The following is a 20,344-nucleotide window of genomic DNA, read 5'->3' on the forward strand; positions in this document are numbered from 1 at the left end:
AAAAAGGAGTTAACGCTATGAAGAAATTTGAAGAATTAGCTACGTATTACATGGAGGAATTAGAAAAATATTCGATAGAACAATTTAGGATCAAACCTTCTGCTGAGGAATGGTCCCTCGGTCAAATGTATAATCATTTAATTGCTTCTACATATATGCAGTTAGATGCAATTGCGAAATGTAAAACTGAAACACCATCAGCAACTAACAAGAAAACGGACATGGGTGAAAAAGTATATAAACTTGGTGCTTTCCCGGATATACAAATCAAAGTACCAAATCATCCCGGATATACACCTGAAAATCCCTCTAATAAAGAAGAAATACAAAAACGTATGCTAGAATTAATTACAGTTGTTAAAGACATTGAGCCAACACTTTCTTCTATTCCAAGTGATTGTAAAGTCGAACATCCTGGGCTTGGTTACTTACATGCAGCAGAATGGTTCCAACTTATTTCTATGCATTTTGCTCATCATCTTCGTCAGAAAGAAAGATTGGAGACAAAAGTTTTAGTGTAAAAAATGGAAAAAAGGTGGTTTGGTCTATTTCCAAACCACCTTTTTATTTCTATCTTTACGGCTTTGATATTTCCTGCATAAATCCAGCTATACTCGCTAATAAACTAGTAAAAATGAAAAGTACAATAATAAGAGGAATAAGTTTATCCTTATTTAAATTCGTAATCGTTTTTAAACCTATGCCTAATAAAATGTAATACCAAATATTAAATATATCTATTCTTTGAGCGATTGTATGTAAAACCATATTATCCGTTGCTATTGCCCCTAAACTTGTATAAGATATCTCATATCCATTTAGAGACAATGCAATGAATCCATTTAACATCATCCCTAATCGTAATACAAACGAAGCATAAATAATGATAGGAAAGGTTTCTTTATAGGTAATATCCACCCCGAAAAAAATCATAATATTTTTATAGAATATAGGCGCAAAAAATAAAGCTACGATTCCACTGACTGTAGAAATCCCAAATGTGGTAAAGAAAGTTATGTATTTTGGTACAGTAAATCCCGTTTTATCATGAAACATACTAAGCGCAGGATTATTTAAAGCATTCCAAGACATTAAAGCACTTGAAATAATAATAAGAACCATTAAAAGAGCGAGTGGTAAAAATATATTTCTTTGATTCTTCATCCTTTTGAATTGCAGTGTTGGTGAAGTAAACATCCCCAAAATTGATGGTTTCCCTGAAATCTCTTCATGTATGAGACTACTAGCTTGCAAGAAAATACCCCTTCCTCATTACACTCATAGCTCCTCCCACTTCGTCCACACTTCTCTCCCATTTATACGGTACATATTATCCTCTCTGTCCATAAACCCCTGCACAATAAACTCGCGTCTAATCGTACAAAAATCGTCATGATATTGTTTGATGAATGCATTGATTTCTTTTTCCGTATACTGATTCTCCGCATTTAACTTGCTAATTAAATGCTCTAACAATACTAGTTTTTTCTTCTTTTGACCTGGAATCGATTTTAGACGGTCCTCTTTATCGAAAAAGTTACGAATGGTTGTATCACGAAATTTCCTTTCACTTTCACTCATTTTGTTATCCTCCATCGCTTTTTAAATAATATAACTTTATTGTTTGTCCTTATTATTTTTCTTCATTCTTTTACTTACAACATCCATAAAGTAATACCCGCTAATTAGCACATAATAAACTGCAAGTATTCCTAGTGCATCTTTCATATTTATATATTTTTCTTTATGAAACAAGATAGGTGAAAGGGCGTAAACAAGAAAGATGATTAGCGGATTTAAGATAAAATAATAAGTAAGATTTCCTTTCATCATATCAGCTCCTCTACTCTATGTTTCTCTGTAAATTGTTGTAATTCCTTTTCTTTCGTTTCTATAGTTTTTAGAAAGATTCATATCCGAACTACAAAAAAGATGCCCTGTATTACAATAAAAAAGCACCGAAAAGGTGCTTTTTTCTACGCTTCAACCGATTGATTTTCAGCAATATTTTTAAACTGTCGTTTATGCATCCAAGTTAATGAAGCAATTGTTCCAAGTGATAACACAACGATAAAAATCATGAGTACTCCTATGTTTTGCCACATGAAGTTAAAGTCTCCGCTTGATACGACTGCTTTCAATCCTGATACAGAGTATGTCATCGGTAACCAAGCATTGAATGGTTGTAAAAACTTCGGAATCAATTCTAGCGGGAATGTTCCGGCACTTGTTGTAAGCTGAATAATTAATGTGATGATGGCGATGAAACGCCCTGCATCACCAAATGCTGTTACTAAACATTGAATTAATGCGATAAACGATAAGCTTGTAACGATGCTAAAGAGTATGAAATATGGAACGCTTTGTACTTCTACACCTAATCCGAACAGTAATATGACATCAGCTACTACTGCTTGAATAATACCGACTGATAGTAATACGCCGAACTTACTAATAAACCAGCTAAACCCTGATTTTGGAACACCAACTGTGTCACGTAATGGATATACGATAGATAATAATAATGCCCCAACAAATAAACCGAGTGATAAGAAATACGGTGTAAATCCAGTTCCATAGTTAGGAACTTCTGCCATTTTCTCTGTCTTCACTTTTACAGGACTTGCAAACATATCATACGTTTTATCGGTTCCTTTTACTTCACCAGTTTTCTCTGCCCCTTCGCCAAGTTTCTCAGCAAGTTCACCTGAACCGTCGTTTACTTTTACGAGGCCATCTGTTACTTTTCCTGATCCGTCTGCTAGTTTATTTACGCCGTCGATTAGCTGAGTTGAGCCAGTTGACATTTTGTTTAGGCCACCATTTAGATCGCCCAGACCTGTTGTTACTTGATTTGAGCCATCTGCTAATTTGGTTACTCCTACAGATAATGTGCCTAAACCGCCTGTTACTTGACTTGAACCGTCTGCTAATTGGTTTATTCCACCTGCCATTTGGTTTGCTCCTACAGATAATGTACCTAAACCACCTGTTACTTGGCTTGAGCCATCTGCTAATTGATTTGCTCCTTCAGATAATTGACCTAATCCTGCTGTCACTTTTCCAGAGCCACTTTGTAATTGCGTTACTCCATCAATTAATTGAACTGATCCATCTTTTAATTTATCGGCACCTATTTTTGCATTACCTAATCCTTCACCTAATCCATGGAACTTACTTACAAATTCGTTTTGTGCATTCGCTAATTTTTTAATACCACTCGTTAAATTTCCTACATCTTCCGGATTCGGCATTTTGCTTTGCATCCCACTTGTCTTTTCACCGATTTCACCTTTTAATTGTTTTACTTCTTCATTTAATCTATTTGTTCCACCTGCTACTCCGGCAGCTTTTTGCTGAACTGTCGTTGTACTTTTTACGGCACTTGTTATGAATGGTTGTAACTGCTCTTGATATTCTTTCGGTAAACTTTCAATTTGCTTTTGTAAATTCGCTACCTCTTGCGCTGCATTTTTTGCATCTCCTGCTGTTGATTGCGTAAGTTCATTTAACTGATTTACATTCTCTCCAGCTCCAGTTATTTTCTCATTTACTGTATTCAATATAGAAGGAACTTTCAACTGCATTTCCTCTAAAGCTCCAGCAGACTTTTGTACGTTACTATTTAAATCTTGCAATCCCTTTTGAATTTCTTGAGACCCTTTTTCTAATTGACTTTGCCCTTCAGCAAGTTTTCCCATACCATTTGATAGATCAGTTGTTCCAGTTTGTAATTCACCGGATTTACTTACTAGTTTGTTCAACCCACCAGTCACTTTCTCAGATCCATCACGCAATTCACCCATTTTACTATTTAACGTATTTAAACCTGCTGTTACTTTTCCGGATCCATCTACTAATTTCCCTATACCTGTCTGCAATTCACCTGTTTTGCCATTTAGCGTATTTAAACCTGCTGTTACTTTTCCAGATCCATCTACTAATTTCCCTATACCCGTTTTGTCATTTAACCTATTTAAACCTGCTGTCACTTTTCCGGAGCCATCTTTTAACTTATTAGATCCATCTGCTAATTTCTGAACCCCATCCTTCATCTCTCCAGACTTCCCTTGAAGTGTATGAAGGCCGTCCGTCACTTTACTTGAACCATCATGCAGCTCACTTGATCCGTCGTGTAGTTTATTTGCTCCTTCCGCCCCATCTGCTAATCCTTTTGAGACGTCTTGAATGGAATCAAACATTTTCTCTGCATATGTTTTCGTTAACGTACTTGATACTTCACCTTTAATTTTTTCAATGGCTGTTCCGCCAATTTGTGAAGATAGGAAGTTTAAGCTTTCGTTTGGAATATATTCTAAGTTTAATGGCTTCGGATCGTCTTTTAATAACGTTGTAGCGTTACTTGAGAAGTCATCTGGAATGCGTACTAACATGTAATACTTTCTGCCTTCCATTCCTTTTTTCGCTTCTTTTTCACTTACAAATTCCCATTTGAAACTTGTATTATCTTTTAAATTATCAACGAGCCCTTTTCCGACCTCAATTGGTTTCCCATCAAATACTGCCCCTTTATCTAAATTGACTACCGCAACTGGTAAATCATCTAACTGTTTATACGGATCCCAGAAGGCCCATAAAAACATACCTGCATATAAAATCGGTACGAATAAAACCGCGATAATTGGAATTAATATTTTTTTACTTTTTATAATTTGTGTGAACTCTTTACGAAGTAACTGATTTCCTTTCATTATTTCTCCCCCCTTTTTAAAATGACTAAAATGTTCAATTAGTCATTTTTACCCAAACAAAAAGGCTATACTTATTCATACATATGCCTTATCCCCGAATTTATACTATGCAACTGTTCTTTACTATGAAGTGAATATTTTTATTATCCCTCCTAAAATAAATGTATGACCATTTTGTTCAATTGGTCACTTTTTATAAGAATAAAAGGATTATCTTAGTTTGACAATCCTTTTAACAAATAAAGTTCGAATAATTCCGCAATTTTTTCTTTTTCTAACGGTTCATGATTTTTTTCCCAATCAAAAATAAGCGATACGTATAAGCGAAGCATAATAAATGCTGTAATTTCTGGATCACATTTGCTAATTTCACCTTTATCAATCGCAATCTTTAAATACGATTGAATGACAGAAACGATTTCCACATCTACTTGTTGCATCACTTCTTGTACTTCTTTCGTTCCCATATCGCGCTCTTCTTGAATTAATTTAATCATGAGCTGATGTTCTTTTCTGAATTCTAATATGCTATATAATGCTCTATGTACATTTTCAAAAAATGAAACATCTGAACGAATTGCATTTTCTGCAACTTGCTTCATTTCTGTAATTAAATTAGAAATAATTTCACCAAATAGCTCTTCTTTATTTTTGAAAAAAGTATAAATCGTTCCTTTTCCTACATTCGCTAATTTTGCTACTTGATCCATCGTTGTTGCTTTATAACCGAATGCTGAAAAAGACTTTGTTGCAGCTTCAATAATAGAACGTTTTCGATCTATCGCCACATCTTCACCTCCAAAAATGACCAATTGGATAATATAGTCAATCAGTACATCTTTGATATTACCACACGCTTACATTGTATACAAGTTCTCTTTTTTATTATTTCCAGTATAAAAAATTCCAGTCAAGTTATATCATACTGTCCATAGTTTATCAGAAGAAAAGAGAAAAGGAAAAGGTGTCCTTAAGATATACATCTCTAGAACACCTTTTTATTATTTCAACATAGAAATCATAATCTTCTCTAACTCTTCCTTATTTACATTTTTATCAAATACTGCTTCTCCTTGACGCTCTAAACTATGATTAATAATAACAACTTGGTATGCACTATTTTTCCCTTTTGCTGGAACAATCATCTTCATACCTTGTAAATTACTATCCGAGTTATGAGTCGCGTAGAATATTTGATTACCTTCTAATTCGTACTGTTCAATGTTTTCTTCTACACCAAATAAAGCATGAAACGGATCTTTACTTTCTCCAAATACTTGCGATTGATAAGTTGTATAGTTTCCTTTTCCGTTTGTATACTCTAATTCAATAATTAATTCAGGTCTTCTCTTAATAAAATAACCTACATTTTCGTCCTTCAGATTGTATCCTTCAATTGTGTACGTTGGCTTCTTAATTTGAAAATCAACATGTTGTTGCGCTTCCTTTACCGTGTAATTTAAAGATTCGTATACTTTGTCATCAAATGGTTTTGCTTGATCATAAAGTGCATATAATTTGTCACGATCCGCTTTTGATAAACGCTCTTCTCTAAAAACTATTGACTCGTAGTCAGAATCTCTCGGAGCACCTTTTTTCTGTATATTAATAATTTTTTTAGATAATTTTATGTACTGCTGGAATTCATCTTTTGTTAAAGCTTTTTCAGCTAAATATAAGTAATCTGTCTTTTCTTCATACACTCTTGCTGAATAATGATATTCTTTTTTCGCATTTTCTTCTGTACCATACAGCATATCTACAGCATTTTGGAAAGCATCCTTTGACTGCTCTACTTTATCCTCTTGCTTTTCCTTTCCTTCCGTTGTACGTGCATTAAATAAAGAAAGAGATGCTATAGCAACTATGACAATCACTCCGAGTAAAGAAAGACGATACGATTTCTTCTGGAACTTTTTAATCATAACGATTCTCCTTTTTAGTGTTCGTTTATTTCTACTTAAACTTGCTAGGCTTGGTACTTGATAGGAATAATGTTCTAGGAGGGTAATAATTGTATGACCGTATGCAATTTGCTCCTCTTTATCTATAAACGTAAGTGCATATGCATCACAGGCTAACTCTTGATCTTCTCGCATACAAAAATAGGCGTACCAAAGAATCGGATTGAACCAATTTAATAGAATTAAGCTATACATAATCCAATTTACAGCTACATCGTTTCTTTTAATATGAGCTAACTCATGGTAAAAAACATGTTGTAATTGTTGCTCGTTTAATACTTTCATATGTTTTTTTGATAGTAATACTTTTGGGCGAAAGAAACTAAACACAGTTGGACTCGCAATCTTTCCTGCTAAACGTAATGAAACTACCTTCTTCATTTTCATAGACTGCTTACAGCGATTAAACACCGTAACGACCTGTTCATCCGTAATATCCGATTGTTTCTTTATGTACGAATATAACCATCTATTTGTAAGAAACGTAATAAATGCTAATACGATGACCCCAGCTAGCCACACATACAAAGCAATTTTGTATAAAGAAAATGTAGTCTGTTGTTCCGAACTGACTTCTACTTCCGGTTCGCTAGTTTTTGTCACCATTTTAGAATTTGATTCCACTGTACGGTCGCTTTCTATATTCACTATACTCTCAGTAGACGGCATATTTTTAGGAATAACTTCCGATACGCTAGAACGATAAGAAAGTAATGAATAAATGTTATAAGAGCTATCTGGTGACCATGGTAAAAGGAGTCTAATCATTAATACAATCCACAGCATATATTGCCACCGGGGGGTTAATTTATTTCTAAATAGTATTTTTATACATAAAATAAATCCTACTAATATACTAGCCATAAGAGACGTTTCTATAAGCCAATCAAAAAAATAAGGAAGGTATACATTTATAAGCATGTCTATCATTTTTATCAATCCTTCCTCTTATTCTCCTCGGTCTTCTCGTCTAAAATGCGTTTTAGTTCGTTAATATCTTCTGAAGACAATTTTTCCTCTTTTAAGAAATTGACAAGTAATGGTTTAAACGCCGCGCCGCAAAAACGCTTTAGTAAAGATTTCGTTTCCACTTGTAAATAATTATCTTGTGATACTAATGGATAATAAGCGTACATACGCCCTTTATCTTGATGATAAGCAACGGCTTCCTTTTGTACTAATCGATTAATTAATGTGCGGATCGTTTTCGGTTTCCATTCCATTGCATCTTCCAGTTCTTCTATAATTTCATTCGCTGTTTGTGGAGAATTAGACCAAAGTACTTTCATAATTTCTAATTCTGCTTCAGATATTTTAGGTAATTGATTTGTCATAATATATTTCACTCCTTCGTATTACATTTGTAATCTATAACTAAGATTACAAATGTAATACTTAATTGTCAACCATATTTTAGAAAAAACTAATTTCAAATAAACCTTACTTCCCAACAACAAATTTCTCTTTTTTTAAATAATCAAATAAAAAAACAAGAAAATCTTTACATTTAATAGTAATATAGAAAATAGACAAGTTTATCCGACTTTAATGGGCAGTAAGACCCCCACCTCAAAATTCAGCGAAAGCAAAGAATTTAGGTGGGGATCGGGCTGTCCATAAAAGTCCGATTGGTTCAACTAATAATCAGTGGGGATGAAAACCCCCTACTGATTAAAGTTTCACTTTATCAAAATAGTGGAGGCTTTTTCAGTCATGATGCGTGCACTTCGTTTAAATATAAAGCAAGCTTTTTGTAATCGTGTTTCTTTAATTATTATGTTTAGTGGATTCGTTCTTATTTGTATTTATCATTATTATTATGTCATTCGTTATTTAGGAGACGCTGCGAGCGGACCTATATCAACAGATATAAAATGGATTGGATTTCGTGATAATGAAATGGATGTTTATTTATTATTAATGCCAGTTATTGCGAGTTTCCCCTTTAGTACAAGTTACAATTCCGATAAGTCAGATGGTTTTAAACCGTTCGTGAGCAAAGGAATTTCTTTATTTCCTTATTCAGTAACGAAATATATCGTTACGTTTTTTTGCGGAGGATTTCTTTATACATTTCCATTCATCTTATCGTTATTATTTTGCAAATTAACAATTCCAGACGGAACACCTACGATTGGTTCTGGCATCATAAATGAGGATGGAATGTTCGCAAACCTATACTTCGATGCGCCTCTCACTTACATTACGGTATATATTGGAATTAATTTTTTATTTGCAGGTTTAATGGCCCTCTTAGGACTTGCTGCATCTGCATGGTCACAAAAAGACTATATGGCCATTCTATTTCCATTTGCAGTTAACTCCATTCCGTACGTCCTACTAAATACAATATTCCCTACAATAGGTGGAGCACCTATTCATTTATATGATCCAAAGCAACCATTGCAAGGCATGTCACCGTACATTTTAACGATGCAATGTGCTTTCTTCCTTCTCGTTAGCTTACTTATGTATATACAAGGAGTAAAGCGAGATAGAAAAAAATATAAAAGAAGACTGCAAAAAAGAGATCGATGTAGAAAAGCGTTTCAAGTAATTTCAGACTAAATCATTGAACGAATAAGAGCGTAATTCCCTGAGTTATATGGGAATTACGCTCTTATTCTTAGTTCTCAAAAAAACTATATGCGATATTACACATTTGCTTTGGCTGCTCTACTACCGTCCAATGTCCACAATTCGCAATCTCTACAAACTCTATATGAGGTATGTATTCTGTAAAATGTTCTTTTATAGTGGCAAGAGTTAAAATATCATGACTTCCTTGCGCAATTAATATTGGAGTTTCCGAAAGCTTTTCTATTTGTTTAGTCACATCATAATTTTTTACCATATCTGCACCTAGTATTGTGTTAACTTCATTACTAAAAGTCGTTTTCTGTTTATAAGTTAAAGTTTCCTTAGAAAACACATAATATGGATCTAATACTTGTAACATATCGTATATAGAAGCCTCTCCTATTTTAATCTTCTCGCTTACTTCAGAAATGATTACTTTATCTTCTTCCGTTAACCTCTTCTGCAGTTCTTCACCAAACATTTCCAATCCTTTTACATTAACTCCTATCGCAGCTGTTAAAAGTAACTTATTCACTCGTTCGGGGTATGTAGTTGCATACAATAATGCAAGCATCGATCCCCATGATTCACCTAATATATTTATCTTTTCAAACCCTAATTGCACACGCATTGCTTCTAAGTTTGCAACCTCATCCCTCATAGAATATTGATTATTCTTTGGTTCTTCCGATTCTCCACAACCTGTTTGATCATAAAAAACTAGTTGGAATTTTTCTGCTAGTGGAGCCATATAGGGAAGAAAAAAGCGGTGTTCACTTCCAGGTCCTCCATGAAGAAATATGATTGGTTCGCCTTCTCCTAACATTTTTACATAGAGATTATTGTTATTTACATTTATCAATCGTATATTTTCAATACTCATATAATCATCTCCCCTTTACGGCGTACCTGCCAACATCCATAAAACTACAAAAACAACCATATAGATTATTTGAATTCCTACCGCCGAACATACTGAAATAATGGCATATTTACTTAATTCCTTTTTAATACCCAATATAGTAAAAATTACGGCTAGACCGAATGCTATATAAGCGATATTTGTACTAAGCGTGCCTAAATAATACATACCTAGTGGTTGCGTAAGACCTGTTACATCGGCTAGAAACTTAATTATTATGAACATGCTAAAAAAAATCGCTAGTTGGTTCATTAGTTTCCCATTTAGTTGGGCTACCATATGTCTACACCCCCTAGTGTTAAAAAGTGAATATTCAATCTATTTTAGCATAAAAATTCCTAATAATGAAAAAGAACGCTCAGTATATTTCTAAGCGTTCTTTTACAATTATTTAAGAAGCTTTCTTCAAATCAATTTGAGCAAGTACTGGGTCGTGGTCACTTACACGTCCGTGTTCTTTCATAATGTTTGAGTTTAAGTGTACTGGATCTACAATTGTGTGTGGTGCGATGTTGTTTGTTACTAAAATATGATCTAACACTTGTGCATTTCCTTCATGAATGTACGTGTAGCGATTTTCTTTCGGCACTGTGTTTAACATATTTTTTAAGACTGTTCCTTCTAGTGTTTTTAGTGGTTTAGCGAACTCAAAATCGTTCATATCCCCTAACACAACAACTGGTGCATTCGTGTTTTTTTTCTGAATACCTTGTACGAAATTGTTTACTTCTTGTGCTAATTGAACTCGTTTTTCTTCACTTTTTAATACGAGCGGTTGTACTTTTCCAAATGGCGTTGCATCTCCTAGTTTTGAGTTTAAGTGATTTGCAACGACGACAACGTTTTGTCCTTGGAATGTAAATTCTGCCGCAAGTGGTTTACGTGTACTTTCAAACAATGGGTTTTCGTCTCCAATGCGAACGACATTTTTATCAAGTAACTTCGGTACCGCTGCTAATTTCACGCGTGATGGGTTGTAGAAGAAACCGACGCGAATATTCGCTCCTGGCGCTCCACCGTCTAGATTATTATGCGGAGCAATTTCTACATACTCATACTTTGGCCCGCGAATTTCTAGCACCGCATCAATAATACGTTTTGCGCTTAATGAAGCATCTGTTGTACCGTCATTAATCGTTCCATTATTATCTTGCATTTCCTCTACCCCGATAATATCTGGCATTTTTAAATTGTATTTAATAGAATACGCTAACGCCTTTACTTTTTCATCTGTTGTTTCTTTTTTATTCGCCGAGAAGTTTTCAATGTTATATGTAGCAACTGTTAACTTATCAAGACGCGGCTGAATATTCGCCCCTACTTGCTTAAATCCGCCGTCTACTACAGATGGTAATTCCGTTATTGGCGAAATGCGGAACGCACCATAATCATATCCGACTACTCCTGTTATATCTCCAGTGAAAGTATCGCCTACTTTCGCTACATAATCACGAGGTACTTTTACAGAAAGACGCTCTGGATTTAATTGATTTTCATCTAATACAGGTGTGCCATATTTTGTTACGACTTTATTCCCACCATTTTTCACTGTTACATATAAATTTCCGTTTTTCTGAGGGGCAATAATTTTTGGCGTTGGCATCGTAACGCGCATACCTTCTATACTTTCATAAAAGTCGATTGCATCTTCATTTGGATCAAATAAACCAAATGCATCATTATCGATAATTTGATCAGGAATTTTCACACCGTTTTCTCCAAGTACAATCGGTGCTGGTAAAGCTTGATCTTTTGCGATTACAGCAACGCGGCTCGCTTTAATTTCCGTCGTCGTTAAGTCTGTTTCAAACCTTTCTGCATATCCAGGTCCAACATATTCTTCTACTACTCCATCAACTTGAATAAGATCTCCTACTGCTACATTTGCATCTTTTTTGTATACGTACATACCTTCTGAAGTAGCTGGATCATTATCTGGTTGATTGTCTTCTATATAAAAACCATTTTTATCAAGTGCTGTTACAACGCCTTCCACATTGTATACTTTCTTCCCGTTGTAAGGAGAAATATGTGATTTTCCTTGAATATCATGAATACGAACTGGCTCATTGTTTACGATAATAAATGAAAATGTTGAAACTGCTGAAGAAGTAAGCCCTTCTTTTTCAGCAATTGCTTTCACTACACTATTTTCATTCACTATAATTTGTCCATTATAACGAACACTTTTATTTGTAGGGTTAGAACCATCTAACGTGTAATAGATTGTTGCTCCTTCTGTATTCGTTGTTAACGTTACCGCTGTTCCTTTCGCAACTTCTCCGCCACTAGGTGAAGCTACTACATCGCTAACACGGTTTTGTCCTTCTCCTTGAAACTTATGAGCTGTTACTGATTTTAAACCTGGGCTACTAAAATATAATTCAAGCGTCCCTGTTAAACTAACTTTCTTCCCAATATTTTCAGGATGATCTTTTACGTTTACTGCCGCTCTCACATCGCCTTTTGGCAACTGAACAGGCATGATTTTGTCTGGATTCGTTTCATTTGGCGAATCGGCAATTGCAACATTTGTGTCGTCAAACTTAGCCGGATCCTTCGTGTACTTAGAAGGGCTTTGCGTATATCCAACGATATATCCTTCCACTGTCCCCTTCGTTTTCCCTTGCTGCTTAAATACTTGAATTGCTTTTTCTACTGACATAGAAGTAGTTTCTTCTGCTTGTACTAAAGTTCCAGTAAATGAAAGCAATAGTATGAATGATAAAAAGACACTTAACAATTTCTTCACAGCCATTTCCCTCTCCCTATTTCATATTTTCTCAGCATTTCTATCATATCAAATGATTCGTTATATAGAATGATATTTCGACAAGTTTTACAAAAAATTAATCTAATTTACTCGTTTTCAAACTATAATACAAAATAATAATTTTACACCTTCGACGAATGCGTTTTATAATATGAAAGAGAAAAAACAGAAATATCGAAATTTAATTGGCATGTAAAATGGATTCATTTGAATAGGAGTGATTGGATGGAAGTGCAAACAGAAACATACCGCGCAGCTATGAATGGAACATTAGAACGTCATTTTTCAGATATGATCGCTGTTATACCAACTAGAATTACAATTGAGCAATTAAAACAGCGGCTAGAAACTATCGCTACTAAAGTTGATGAGTTAAAAATTGTTTATAGTGATGAGACAAGCCTTATCGTTGAGTTACATATGGATGAAAAAGTCATACCGTATGAACTGCATATTGATGAGGCGAATGACCAAGAAGAATATAAACTGTACAATAGACAAGATTCTACAATCGTAGATCGTCATTTTGAAGATGCGGCTTTCGGTACTGAAATTTTCACCCGTACGCTATTTGTAGGCGATGTGCTAGACTGCTTTTTCCAGCAAATACAGTTTTTATGGAACCTCGCCCCGGATTTGTTATTTGTAATTGATTCAAGTGCCGCAATGAAAGTGATATCTAGAAGCTATATTGAATATCATGTTGAAAATGAATTATTACCTGACATTCCTGACTTATACGTTATTCATTCCGTTTATGAAGACGATAAAGAAGGCGAGCCTACGCAATATTGGTTTCATACACACGGCCTTTTAAGAGCGGGCGTAACAGAAATAGAATTAATTATTCCAAATCGTATTTCTTCCTACTACGGCATTGGTGACCTCTTTCAAACATTTGCGAATAATGCCGTTGAGAATGGACAAGTCCCTATGAATGAGCCTATCGTTATCGCGCATAGTCAGCAAGGTTCTATACATACAGTAGCTGTTCCGTGGGAAAAAGGATTATCTTATATTGGGCATAAAACGAGTATGGATCAATTATCTTCAATTGAGAATGAAGAAGTGAAACTACAACCTATAGATGCACAAAACACATTCTTAGGCGGGATGGATGACCGAGATGAATACCATCAATCGCCATCTGTTCTCTTGTTCAAATTTGATACTTCAGAAGAATGTATCGAAAGCTTTTTCAAAGAACACGAGGAAGCTACAGGGCTCATGTTTTATAAAACAAATAGTGAAACGGCTCGTATGGCTTACAATGCGAAGAATACTTTCGGGTATTTCAGCAACATTTTTCAAATTGAACAATCAAATGAAGAGTTTCGTTTTCTCGCTAAGTTTGGTGTTTCCTACGAAGAGGGAAAAAGTGAACATATGTGGTTTGAAATGCAAAACATTACGGAAGAATTCATTCAAGGAATACTCATTAACGAACCATATTTTATAAAAGATATGAGTGAAGGAAATAGTTATCATTTAGATTTTGATGACTTAACAGAATGGGTTATTTATGCAGGAGATGCCGTTATAAAGCCAAATAACTTATACATGTTTATTGGTGAATAAGTAACAAAACGCCTTCAATGTGATTGAAGGCGTTTCTCTTTACTGTGCGATTAATTCCGTATCCATTACTTTCTCCAAATGAGCTAGCACACGCTTTGCTGCTTTCTCACCTTGATCAATACAGTCCGGCAGACCAGAACCAGCGTAGGAACTACCTGCCAAGTATATACCTGGCAACTCTTTCTCCATAAATGTTGTGAGTTTCTTCATTCGCTCGTTATGGCCTACTGTATATTGGGGCATCGCTTCTTTCCAGCGGCTTACGACTGTAAACTCTGGATCCTCTGTAATATCCATCGTCTTTCGTAAGTCTTCTAGTACGAGCTGAACGAGTTCCTCTTCTGTTTGTTCTACAACTGCTTCATCACCAGGTCGTCCAACGTAACATCGAAGAAGCGTTTTTCCTTCTGGCGTTGTATGTGGCCACTTTTTATGCGTCCACGTACATGCTGTAATTGTGTAATCACTATTTCGAGAAACAACAAATCCTGTACCATCAATATCGCGCTGAATGGCTGATTTCGGGAAAGCCATTGCTACATTCGCAACTGATGTGGACGGAATGTTGCGGAAGAAACGAAACTGCTTGTACTGTGCAAACATAGATGGCAATACTTTATGTGAACTTGCCACTACGACCGCGTCCGCTTCTATTTCTTTTCCGTTACTAAGAGTAATCGTATAGCCATCACCCTGTTTTGCAACTTTTTCAATGCGAGTTCCCTTTATTATCGTACCTTCATGCATCTTTGCTTCGAGAGATTCTACAATAGATTCTAAACCTGTTTTCACTGTTTGGAAGATTCCTTTTTTCGGTTCAGCTTTCTCTTCTTTCGGAGCGAGCGTACGCATACCGAGTGAAATACTACGATGTTTCTGCTCAATTTGATACATTTGCGGGAATGTTGACATTAAGCTCATTTCATCAATATCTCCTGCATAAATACCCGATAGTAACGGCTCTATTAAGTTTTCAACCACTTCGTTTCCAAGACGATGTCTGAAAAATTGTCCGAGTGATTGGTCAGATACTGGCTTTGACCTCGGCATTAATAGATCAAAACCAGCTCTTAGTTTACCAATTGGGGAGAACAGCCCGGAGAATAGAAACGGCGTAATTTGCGTTGGAATTCCCATCATTGATCCATTCGGCATTTTATGTAACCGATTGTTTACGAGGATAAATGATTGACCGGCCTGATTATTTACAAGTTCATCGCCAAGACCTAATTCTTTCACTAATCTAGCTGCACTTTCTTTTCGTGCTAAGAAAGAATCCGGTCCGCGCTCAATTGTAAATCCATCTTTTCGAACGGTTTGAATTTTTCCGCCAAGTTTACCCGATGCTTCTATCAGTAATGTATCGATCGGCAAGTTGTTGTCACAAATATCTTTTTGTAAATTATACATCGTTGTTAATCCTGTGATGCCACCGCCGATGATTACAACTTTTTTCCTCAAGCAGGCTCCCCCTTTCTTCTTACAGTACAGATTCTTTTTTCTTTAATACAACATCTGTTAAACAATCAATAAATGAGTCCGCTGCATTTGGCATTTCTGGACGATAATATTTCGCGCCAATTTCATCCGTTACAACTTTACACTCAAAGTCGTTGTCATATAAAACTTCTAAATGTTCCGCAACAAATCCAACTGGTGCGTATACAAATGAAGTATAACCGTGCTTTTCATTTAGTTCTCTCGTTAAATCTTGTACATCTGGACCAATCCAAGGATCTGGTGTATTTCCTGCACTTTGCCAGCCTACTGCATAGTTTGCTACTTCAGCACCTCTTGCAATATAGTCCGCTGTTTCATTTAATTGATCTGGATATGGATCGCCCATTGCAATAATCTTTTCTGGTAAGCTGTGAGCTGATACGATTAATACTGCTTTTTCGCGTTCTGCGTCTGACATACCGTTATATATACCTTTCACTGCATCAACCCAGTACTGGATAAATTTCGGTTCTTTATACCAGCTATCGATGCCATGAATTGTTAAGTTTCCAAGTTTCTCAGCTTCTTCTTGTGCTCGTCCAACGTATGATTTTACGCTAAACGTAGAATAGTGCGGCGCAAGAACAAGTGCGATTGCATCTTGTATACCGTCGTTATGCATATCTTTCACTGCGTCTTCAATAAACGGTTCAATATGTTTTAAGCCAAGATACATATGGTACTCTACTTCATCTTGTACTTCATTTAAACGCTTCTCTAACTTTTTAGCTTGCTCTAATGTAATAGTAGCTAAAGGAGAAATACCACCAATTGCACGGTAACGCTCTGTTAAATCTTCTAGCATTTCAGGACTTGGCTTTCTTCCTCTGCGAATATGTGTATAGTAACGTTCAATATCTTCTTCTTTATATGGCGTTCCGTATGCCATTACAAGCAAACCAATTTTCTTTTTCATACAGCAATGCTCCTTTACTTCGCTAACTGCCCTTTAGAGTATTCATGAATAAATGTAGTTAAACGTTTTAATGTATCTGGATTTACTTCTGGGAATACACCGTGACCTAAGTTAAAGATATAACCTGGCTGCTTCATCCCTTGATCTAAAATACCTTTTACATGTTCTTCAATAACAGACCATGGTGCAAGTAAGAACGAAGGATCCATATTACCTTGTACCGCCTTATGAACGCCGCGTGCACGTGCCTCTTCGATCGGTAAACGCCAATCTAATCCTACTACATCAAGCGGTAAGTCATGCCATTCATTTACTAAATGCGCAGCTCCTACGCCGTGCATAATCATCGGTACACCCATCGTGCGAACTTCTGCAAAAATACGCTCCATTGCTGGTTTAATAAATACACGGTAATCTGCTACGTTTACTGTTCCAACCCAAGAATCGAAAATTTGAACTGCTTTTGCTCCTGCGTTAATTTGCGCTTTTAAATATGTAATAACCATATCTGCTAGTTTATCCATTAATGCGAACCAAGCTTTCGGCTCTGCATACATAAACGCTTTCGTATTATGGTAGTTACGAGATGGACCGCCTTCAATCATATAGCTCGCTAACGTAAATGGAGCTCCTGAAAAACCGATTAACGGTACGTCTAACATTTCTGTCGTTAATAAACGAATTGTATCTAATATGTACGGCACGTCATCTTCTGGATTGATTTCCCCTAGTTTTTCTACGTCTTGTAAAGAACGGATTGGATTATCAATAACTGGGCCAATACCTGATTTAATTTCTACATCCACACCAATTGCAGGTAGTGGTGACATAATATCTTTATATAGAATTGCTGCGTCTACGTTATATTGATCAACTGGCAGTTTTGTAACGTAAGCACATAACTCTGGATTATGTGTAATTTCAAATAAAGAATACTTTTCTTTTATCTTTCTATATTCCGGCTGCGAACGACCTGCTTGACGCATATACCATGCTGGTACATAATCAGTACGTTCCCCCCTACATGCTTTTAAAAATGTCTCATTTATAGTTCTTACCAAGACCCTAGCTCCCTTCCTTACCACAATGCTTCGAATACGTTCGATATTTATCTTTTTTTACTATACAGCTTGTAAAAACAAAATGCATAATATTATGTACGTTGTTCATTAAATTGACACAAACATTCTTAAAAACGCTTACTATTTTCACAACATTCTTATTATAACACAGAGAAAAACTATGGTTTAGCTACTTTTGACTTTTCTCCTTCACGATTCGTTTGTGTGTTATATGGCACAACGTAAAAACTCGGTTTTGAAAAGATGTTAACAAACTTTTCCTCATATTCCCCGGCACCGTTTACAGTACCTACATGCGTATGAATTCCATTTTCCACTCTATAAATACGATACATAATTCTTTCATCTGGAAGTGGTGTCCAGCTTAATTTCGCTTTAAATAAACCGAAAGGACTAAATGCTAATTTCATTTTCACATCTTCAATCTTGCGCAGACGAATCGGAGCACCGATTGTTTCCACACCTTCTGGCTTCCTAAATTTCTCTTTCTGTTCTACATTTGCTTTCGTTAAAATTTTCTTAAACAATTTTGTTGCTGACGCACTTTCTCCTTGCAACTGATGCTCTTTATCTATGCGGTCATAACCAATCCAAACAGCGCCTACTAAATTTGGCGTATAGCCAACGAACCACATGTCTCTCGCTCCATTATCGTCATTTGGCAGTGAAGTTGTACCTGTTTTTCCAGCTAACGCCCCGTTATATACACCGGCTTTCGCTGTCCCTTCTTTCACAACTCCTTCAAGCATTTTCGTCATATACCAAGCCGTTTGTTTCGAGAAAATTTTCGTTTCTACTTTTGGCGACTCTCCAATGACTGCACCGTGTCTATTTAACACTTTATCAATAACGTGCGGCTCAATAATATCACCATTTGCTAAAAACGCACGGTACATTTTCACAAGATCAAATGTTGAAACACCATTTTTCAATCCGCCAAGCGCTGTACTTAAGCCAGCATCGGCAATATGAACATTTCCTTTCTCTAAATATTGCTTTCCTTCTTCTACCCCTAACTCATTTAATAAAGAAACTGCCGGTACATTTGCTGACTCTAAAATCGCATCGTACATCGTTATTTCCTTCGAATATTCACGGTTATAGTTCCGAGGCTCATAACCTTCAAAAGAATGTCTTTCATTCGTCAATAAAGAATACGGATTATACTTTTTCGTTTCGAGTGCTGGCGCATAAACGATAAGTGGTTTTAGCACAGAACCGGGCTGTCTTTTTGCAAAAACACGATTAAATCCTCTCGGGACGTACTTTCTTCCGCCAATCGCCGCTTTAATTCCGCCTGTACGATTATCCATTAATAAAAAAGCACCTTGCGCGCCCTCTTCTTTCCCAGGGAAATTCCTTGCATCTTGAAACTGGTTATACGCTACCTTTTGAATCTTTTCATCCATCGGTACAACAAACGTATACCCTCCGCGAAGTACTTCTTGATGAGACAATCCGTATAAACGTGCTGCTTCATCTATGACCATATCAATATACGGCATATATGCGAGCTCATTCTCATCTAAGTTTTTATATAGAGCGATTGTCTTTCCTTGATAACGTACGCTTTCTTCGGCAGTCAAATAGCCTTGTTTATGCATAAGTGACAATACGAGATCACGGCGTTCTTTACTCTTCTCTGGAGAAAAATAAGGTGAATAACCGTTTGGCGACTTCGGAAGACCTGCAAGCATTGCGCCCTCTTCTACTGTTAAATCTTCTACATTTTTATTAAAATATAACTTTGCTGCAGCTTGAATACCGTAAGCTCCATGGCCAAAATAAATATGATTCATATACATTTCAAGAATTTGTTGCTTCGTATATTTTTGCTCTAATTGAAGGGAAATTGCAACTTCCTTCAACTTACGCGTAAATGTTTTTTCACGAGTTAAAAAGACGTTTTTAGCAAGTTGCTGCGTAATCGTGCTACCGCCTTCGACCTTCTCTCCTGCTAACGTATCTTTATAAAGGGCCCGAAATATAGACGGATAATCAATTCCTTGATGCTCATAAAAACGAGAATCTTCCACCGCAACGAACGCCTGCTGCACATATTTCGGAATTTGCTCGATTGGCACCAAGTCTCTATTTTCTACGTATAATTTCGTAATTTCTTTCCCTTTCTGGTCAACGATACGTGATGAAGAGTGGAAAACGAGCTGCTTTTCATCCATCATATAGCCACCAGCTAACACAATTAGTTTATAAAGGACAATCGCTAATAGTAGCGTTGCTAACCCACCTAATAAAGTCCACTTTACTTTCTTCATACATCGGCCTTCTTTCCAAATGATGGTACATTTATTATTTG

General features: G+C 36.0%; 17 protein-coding genes. 3 read left to right on the forward strand and 14 right to left on the reverse strand.

Annotation, left to right across the window (positions count from 1 at the left end):
- Positions 1-17: 17 nt before the first annotated feature.
- On the forward strand, positions 18-521 hold the full coding sequence (locus ACTFRS_RS18785; RefSeq protein WP_440023439.1) for a DinB family protein: 504 nt from the start codon (positions 18-20) through the stop codon (positions 519-521).
- A gap of 55 nt (positions 522-576) precedes the next feature.
- Here the strand turns inward: ACTFRS_RS18785 and ACTFRS_RS18790 are convergent, their stop codons facing one another.
- From ACTFRS_RS18790 to ACTFRS_RS18820, 7 genes are all read right to left on the reverse strand, one after another.
- A complete protein-coding gene (locus tag ACTFRS_RS18790) occupies positions 577-1,254 on the reverse strand; it encodes a Yip1 family protein (RefSeq protein WP_440023437.1) in 678 nt (225 codons plus the stop codon).
- A 24-nt stretch (positions 1,255-1,278) separates the two neighbouring features.
- Positions 1,279-1,581: a DUF2087 domain-containing protein gene (locus ACTFRS_RS18795; RefSeq protein ID WP_139868806.1), complete on the reverse strand. Its 303-nt coding sequence runs from the start codon at positions 1,579-1,581 to the stop codon at positions 1,279-1,281.
- A gap of 36 nt (positions 1,582-1,617) precedes the next feature.
- Positions 1,618-1,833, reverse strand: a complete 216-nt coding sequence (locus tag ACTFRS_RS18800; protein WP_139868808.1) for a hypothetical protein — start codon at positions 1,831-1,833, stop codon at positions 1,618-1,620.
- Between the two features lie 143 nt (positions 1,834-1,976).
- A complete protein-coding gene (locus ACTFRS_RS18805) occupies positions 1,977-4,712 on the reverse strand; it encodes a YhgE/Pip family protein (RefSeq protein WP_440023435.1) in 2,736 nt (911 codons plus the stop codon).
- Positions 4,713-4,927: 215 nt separating this feature from the next.
- Positions 4,928-5,500, reverse strand: a complete 573-nt coding sequence (locus tag ACTFRS_RS18810) for a TetR/AcrR family transcriptional regulator (RefSeq protein WP_000963375.1) — start codon at positions 5,498-5,500, stop codon at positions 4,928-4,930.
- Positions 5,501-5,713: 213 nt separating this feature from the next.
- Complete coding sequence (locus ACTFRS_RS18815) at positions 5,714-7,606, reverse strand: M56 family metallopeptidase (protein WP_440023433.1); 1,893 nt, start codon at positions 7,604-7,606, stop codon at positions 5,714-5,716.
- Positions 7,607-7,611: 5 nt separating this feature from the next.
- Positions 7,612-8,010 (reverse strand): BlaI/MecI/CopY family transcriptional regulator, encoded by a 399-nt coding sequence (locus ACTFRS_RS18820; protein ID WP_242294677.1) that lies wholly within the window; start codon positions 8,008-8,010, stop codon positions 7,612-7,614.
- 379 nt (positions 8,011-8,389) lie between these two features.
- Here ACTFRS_RS18820 and ACTFRS_RS18825 point away from each other — a divergent pair, with 379 nt between their 5' ends.
- The gene (locus ACTFRS_RS18825) at positions 8,390-9,244 is read left to right on the forward strand and encodes a hypothetical protein (protein WP_242269599.1); all 855 of its coding nucleotides are present in this window, start codon (positions 8,390-8,392) and stop codon (positions 9,242-9,244) included.
- A 58-nt stretch (positions 9,245-9,302) separates the two neighbouring features.
- Here the strand turns inward: ACTFRS_RS18825 and ACTFRS_RS18830 are convergent, their stop codons facing one another.
- From ACTFRS_RS18830 to ACTFRS_RS18840, 3 genes are all read right to left on the reverse strand, one after another.
- Positions 9,303-10,139 carry an alpha/beta fold hydrolase gene (locus ACTFRS_RS18830; protein WP_440023431.1) on the reverse strand — a complete coding sequence of 279 codons (837 nt, stop codon included), beginning with the start codon at positions 10,137-10,139 and terminating at the stop codon, positions 9,303-9,305.
- Positions 10,140-10,154: 15 nt separating this feature from the next.
- Positions 10,155-10,457 (reverse strand): hypothetical protein, encoded by a 303-nt coding sequence (locus ACTFRS_RS18835; RefSeq protein WP_139868816.1) that lies wholly within the window; start codon positions 10,455-10,457, stop codon positions 10,155-10,157.
- Between the two features lie 112 nt (positions 10,458-10,569).
- Entirely contained in the window at positions 10,570-12,936 is a 2,367-nt protein-coding gene (locus ACTFRS_RS18840) for a DUF6359 domain-containing protein (RefSeq protein WP_440023429.1), read from the reverse strand.
- Between the two features lie 240 nt (positions 12,937-13,176).
- Between ACTFRS_RS18840 and ACTFRS_RS18845 the strand changes: the two genes are divergently transcribed.
- Entirely contained in the window at positions 13,177-14,529 is a 1,353-nt protein-coding gene (locus tag ACTFRS_RS18845; protein WP_431084944.1) for a DUF4026 domain-containing protein, read from the forward strand.
- A 39-nt stretch (positions 14,530-14,568) separates the two neighbouring features.
- Here ACTFRS_RS18845 and hemY read toward each other — a convergent pair whose 3' ends face one another.
- From hemY to ACTFRS_RS18865, 4 genes are all read right to left on the reverse strand, one after another.
- Entirely contained in the window at positions 14,569-15,990 is a 1,422-nt protein-coding gene (gene hemY / locus ACTFRS_RS18850; protein WP_139868825.1) for a protoporphyrinogen oxidase, read from the reverse strand.
- A 19-nt stretch (positions 15,991-16,009) separates the two neighbouring features.
- Positions 16,010-16,945: a ferrochelatase gene (gene hemH, locus ACTFRS_RS18855; protein ID WP_139868827.1), complete on the reverse strand. Its 936-nt coding sequence runs from the start codon at positions 16,943-16,945 to the stop codon at positions 16,010-16,012.
- A 14-nt stretch (positions 16,946-16,959) separates the two neighbouring features.
- Complete coding sequence (hemE, locus tag ACTFRS_RS18860; RefSeq protein ID WP_000252614.1) at positions 16,960-18,006, reverse strand: uroporphyrinogen decarboxylase; 1,047 nt, start codon at positions 18,004-18,006, stop codon at positions 16,960-16,962.
- Between the two features lie 179 nt (positions 18,007-18,185).
- The gene (locus tag ACTFRS_RS18865; protein WP_139868828.1) at positions 18,186-20,303 is read right to left on the reverse strand and encodes a transglycosylase domain-containing protein; all 2,118 of its coding nucleotides are present in this window, start codon (positions 20,301-20,303) and stop codon (positions 18,186-18,188) included.
- Between the last annotated feature and the right edge of the window lie 41 nt (positions 20,304-20,344).

It is taken from the genome of Bacillus cereus group sp. MYBK139-1, from assembly GCF_051916915.1.
Lineage (GTDB): Bacteria > Bacillota > Bacilli > Bacillales > Bacillaceae_G > Bacillus_A > Bacillus_A pacificus.

Excerpts from the sequence above, each read along its gene's own strand:
- ACTFRS_RS18785 (WP_440023439.1), top strand. The coding sequence starts at position 18 with ATGAAGAAATTTGAAGAATTAGCTACGTATTACATGGAGGAATTAGAA.
- ACTFRS_RS18795 (WP_139868806.1), bottom strand. The coding sequence starts at position 1,581 with ATGAGTGAAAGTGAAAGGAAATTTCGTGATACAACCATTCGTAACTTT.
- ACTFRS_RS18800 (WP_139868808.1), bottom strand. The coding sequence starts at position 1,833 with ATGATGAAAGGAAATCTTACTTATTATTTTATCTTAAATCCGCTAATC.
- ACTFRS_RS18805 (WP_440023435.1), bottom strand. The coding sequence starts at position 4,712 with ATGAAAGGAAATCAGTTACTTCGTAAAGAGTTCACACAAATTATAAAA.
- ACTFRS_RS18815 (WP_440023433.1), bottom strand. The coding sequence starts at position 7,606 with ATGATAGACATGCTTATAAATGTATACCTTCCTTATTTTTTTGATTGG.
- ACTFRS_RS18820 (WP_242294677.1), bottom strand. The coding sequence starts at position 8,010 with ATGACAAATCAATTACCTAAAATATCTGAAGCAGAATTAGAAATTATG.
- ACTFRS_RS18825 (WP_242269599.1), top strand. The coding sequence starts at position 8,390 with ATGATGCGTGCACTTCGTTTAAATATAAAGCAAGCTTTTTGTAATCGT.
- ACTFRS_RS18830 (WP_440023431.1), bottom strand. The coding sequence starts at position 10,139 with ATGAGTATTGAAAATATACGATTGATAAATGTAAATAACAATAATCTC.
- ACTFRS_RS18835 (WP_139868816.1), bottom strand. The coding sequence starts at position 10,457 with ATGGTAGCCCAACTAAATGGGAAACTAATGAACCAACTAGCGATTTTT.
- ACTFRS_RS18840 (WP_440023429.1), bottom strand. The coding sequence starts at position 12,936 with ATGGCTGTGAAGAAATTGTTAAGTGTCTTTTTATCATTCATACTATTG.
- ACTFRS_RS18845 (WP_431084944.1), top strand. The coding sequence starts at position 13,177 with ATGGAAGTGCAAACAGAAACATACCGCGCAGCTATGAATGGAACATTA.
- hemH (WP_139868827.1), bottom strand. The coding sequence starts at position 16,945 with ATGAAAAAGAAAATTGGTTTGCTTGTAATGGCATACGGAACGCCATAT.
- ACTFRS_RS18865 (WP_139868828.1), bottom strand. The coding sequence starts at position 20,303 with ATGAAGAAAGTAAAGTGGACTTTATTAGGTGGGTTAGCAACGCTACTA.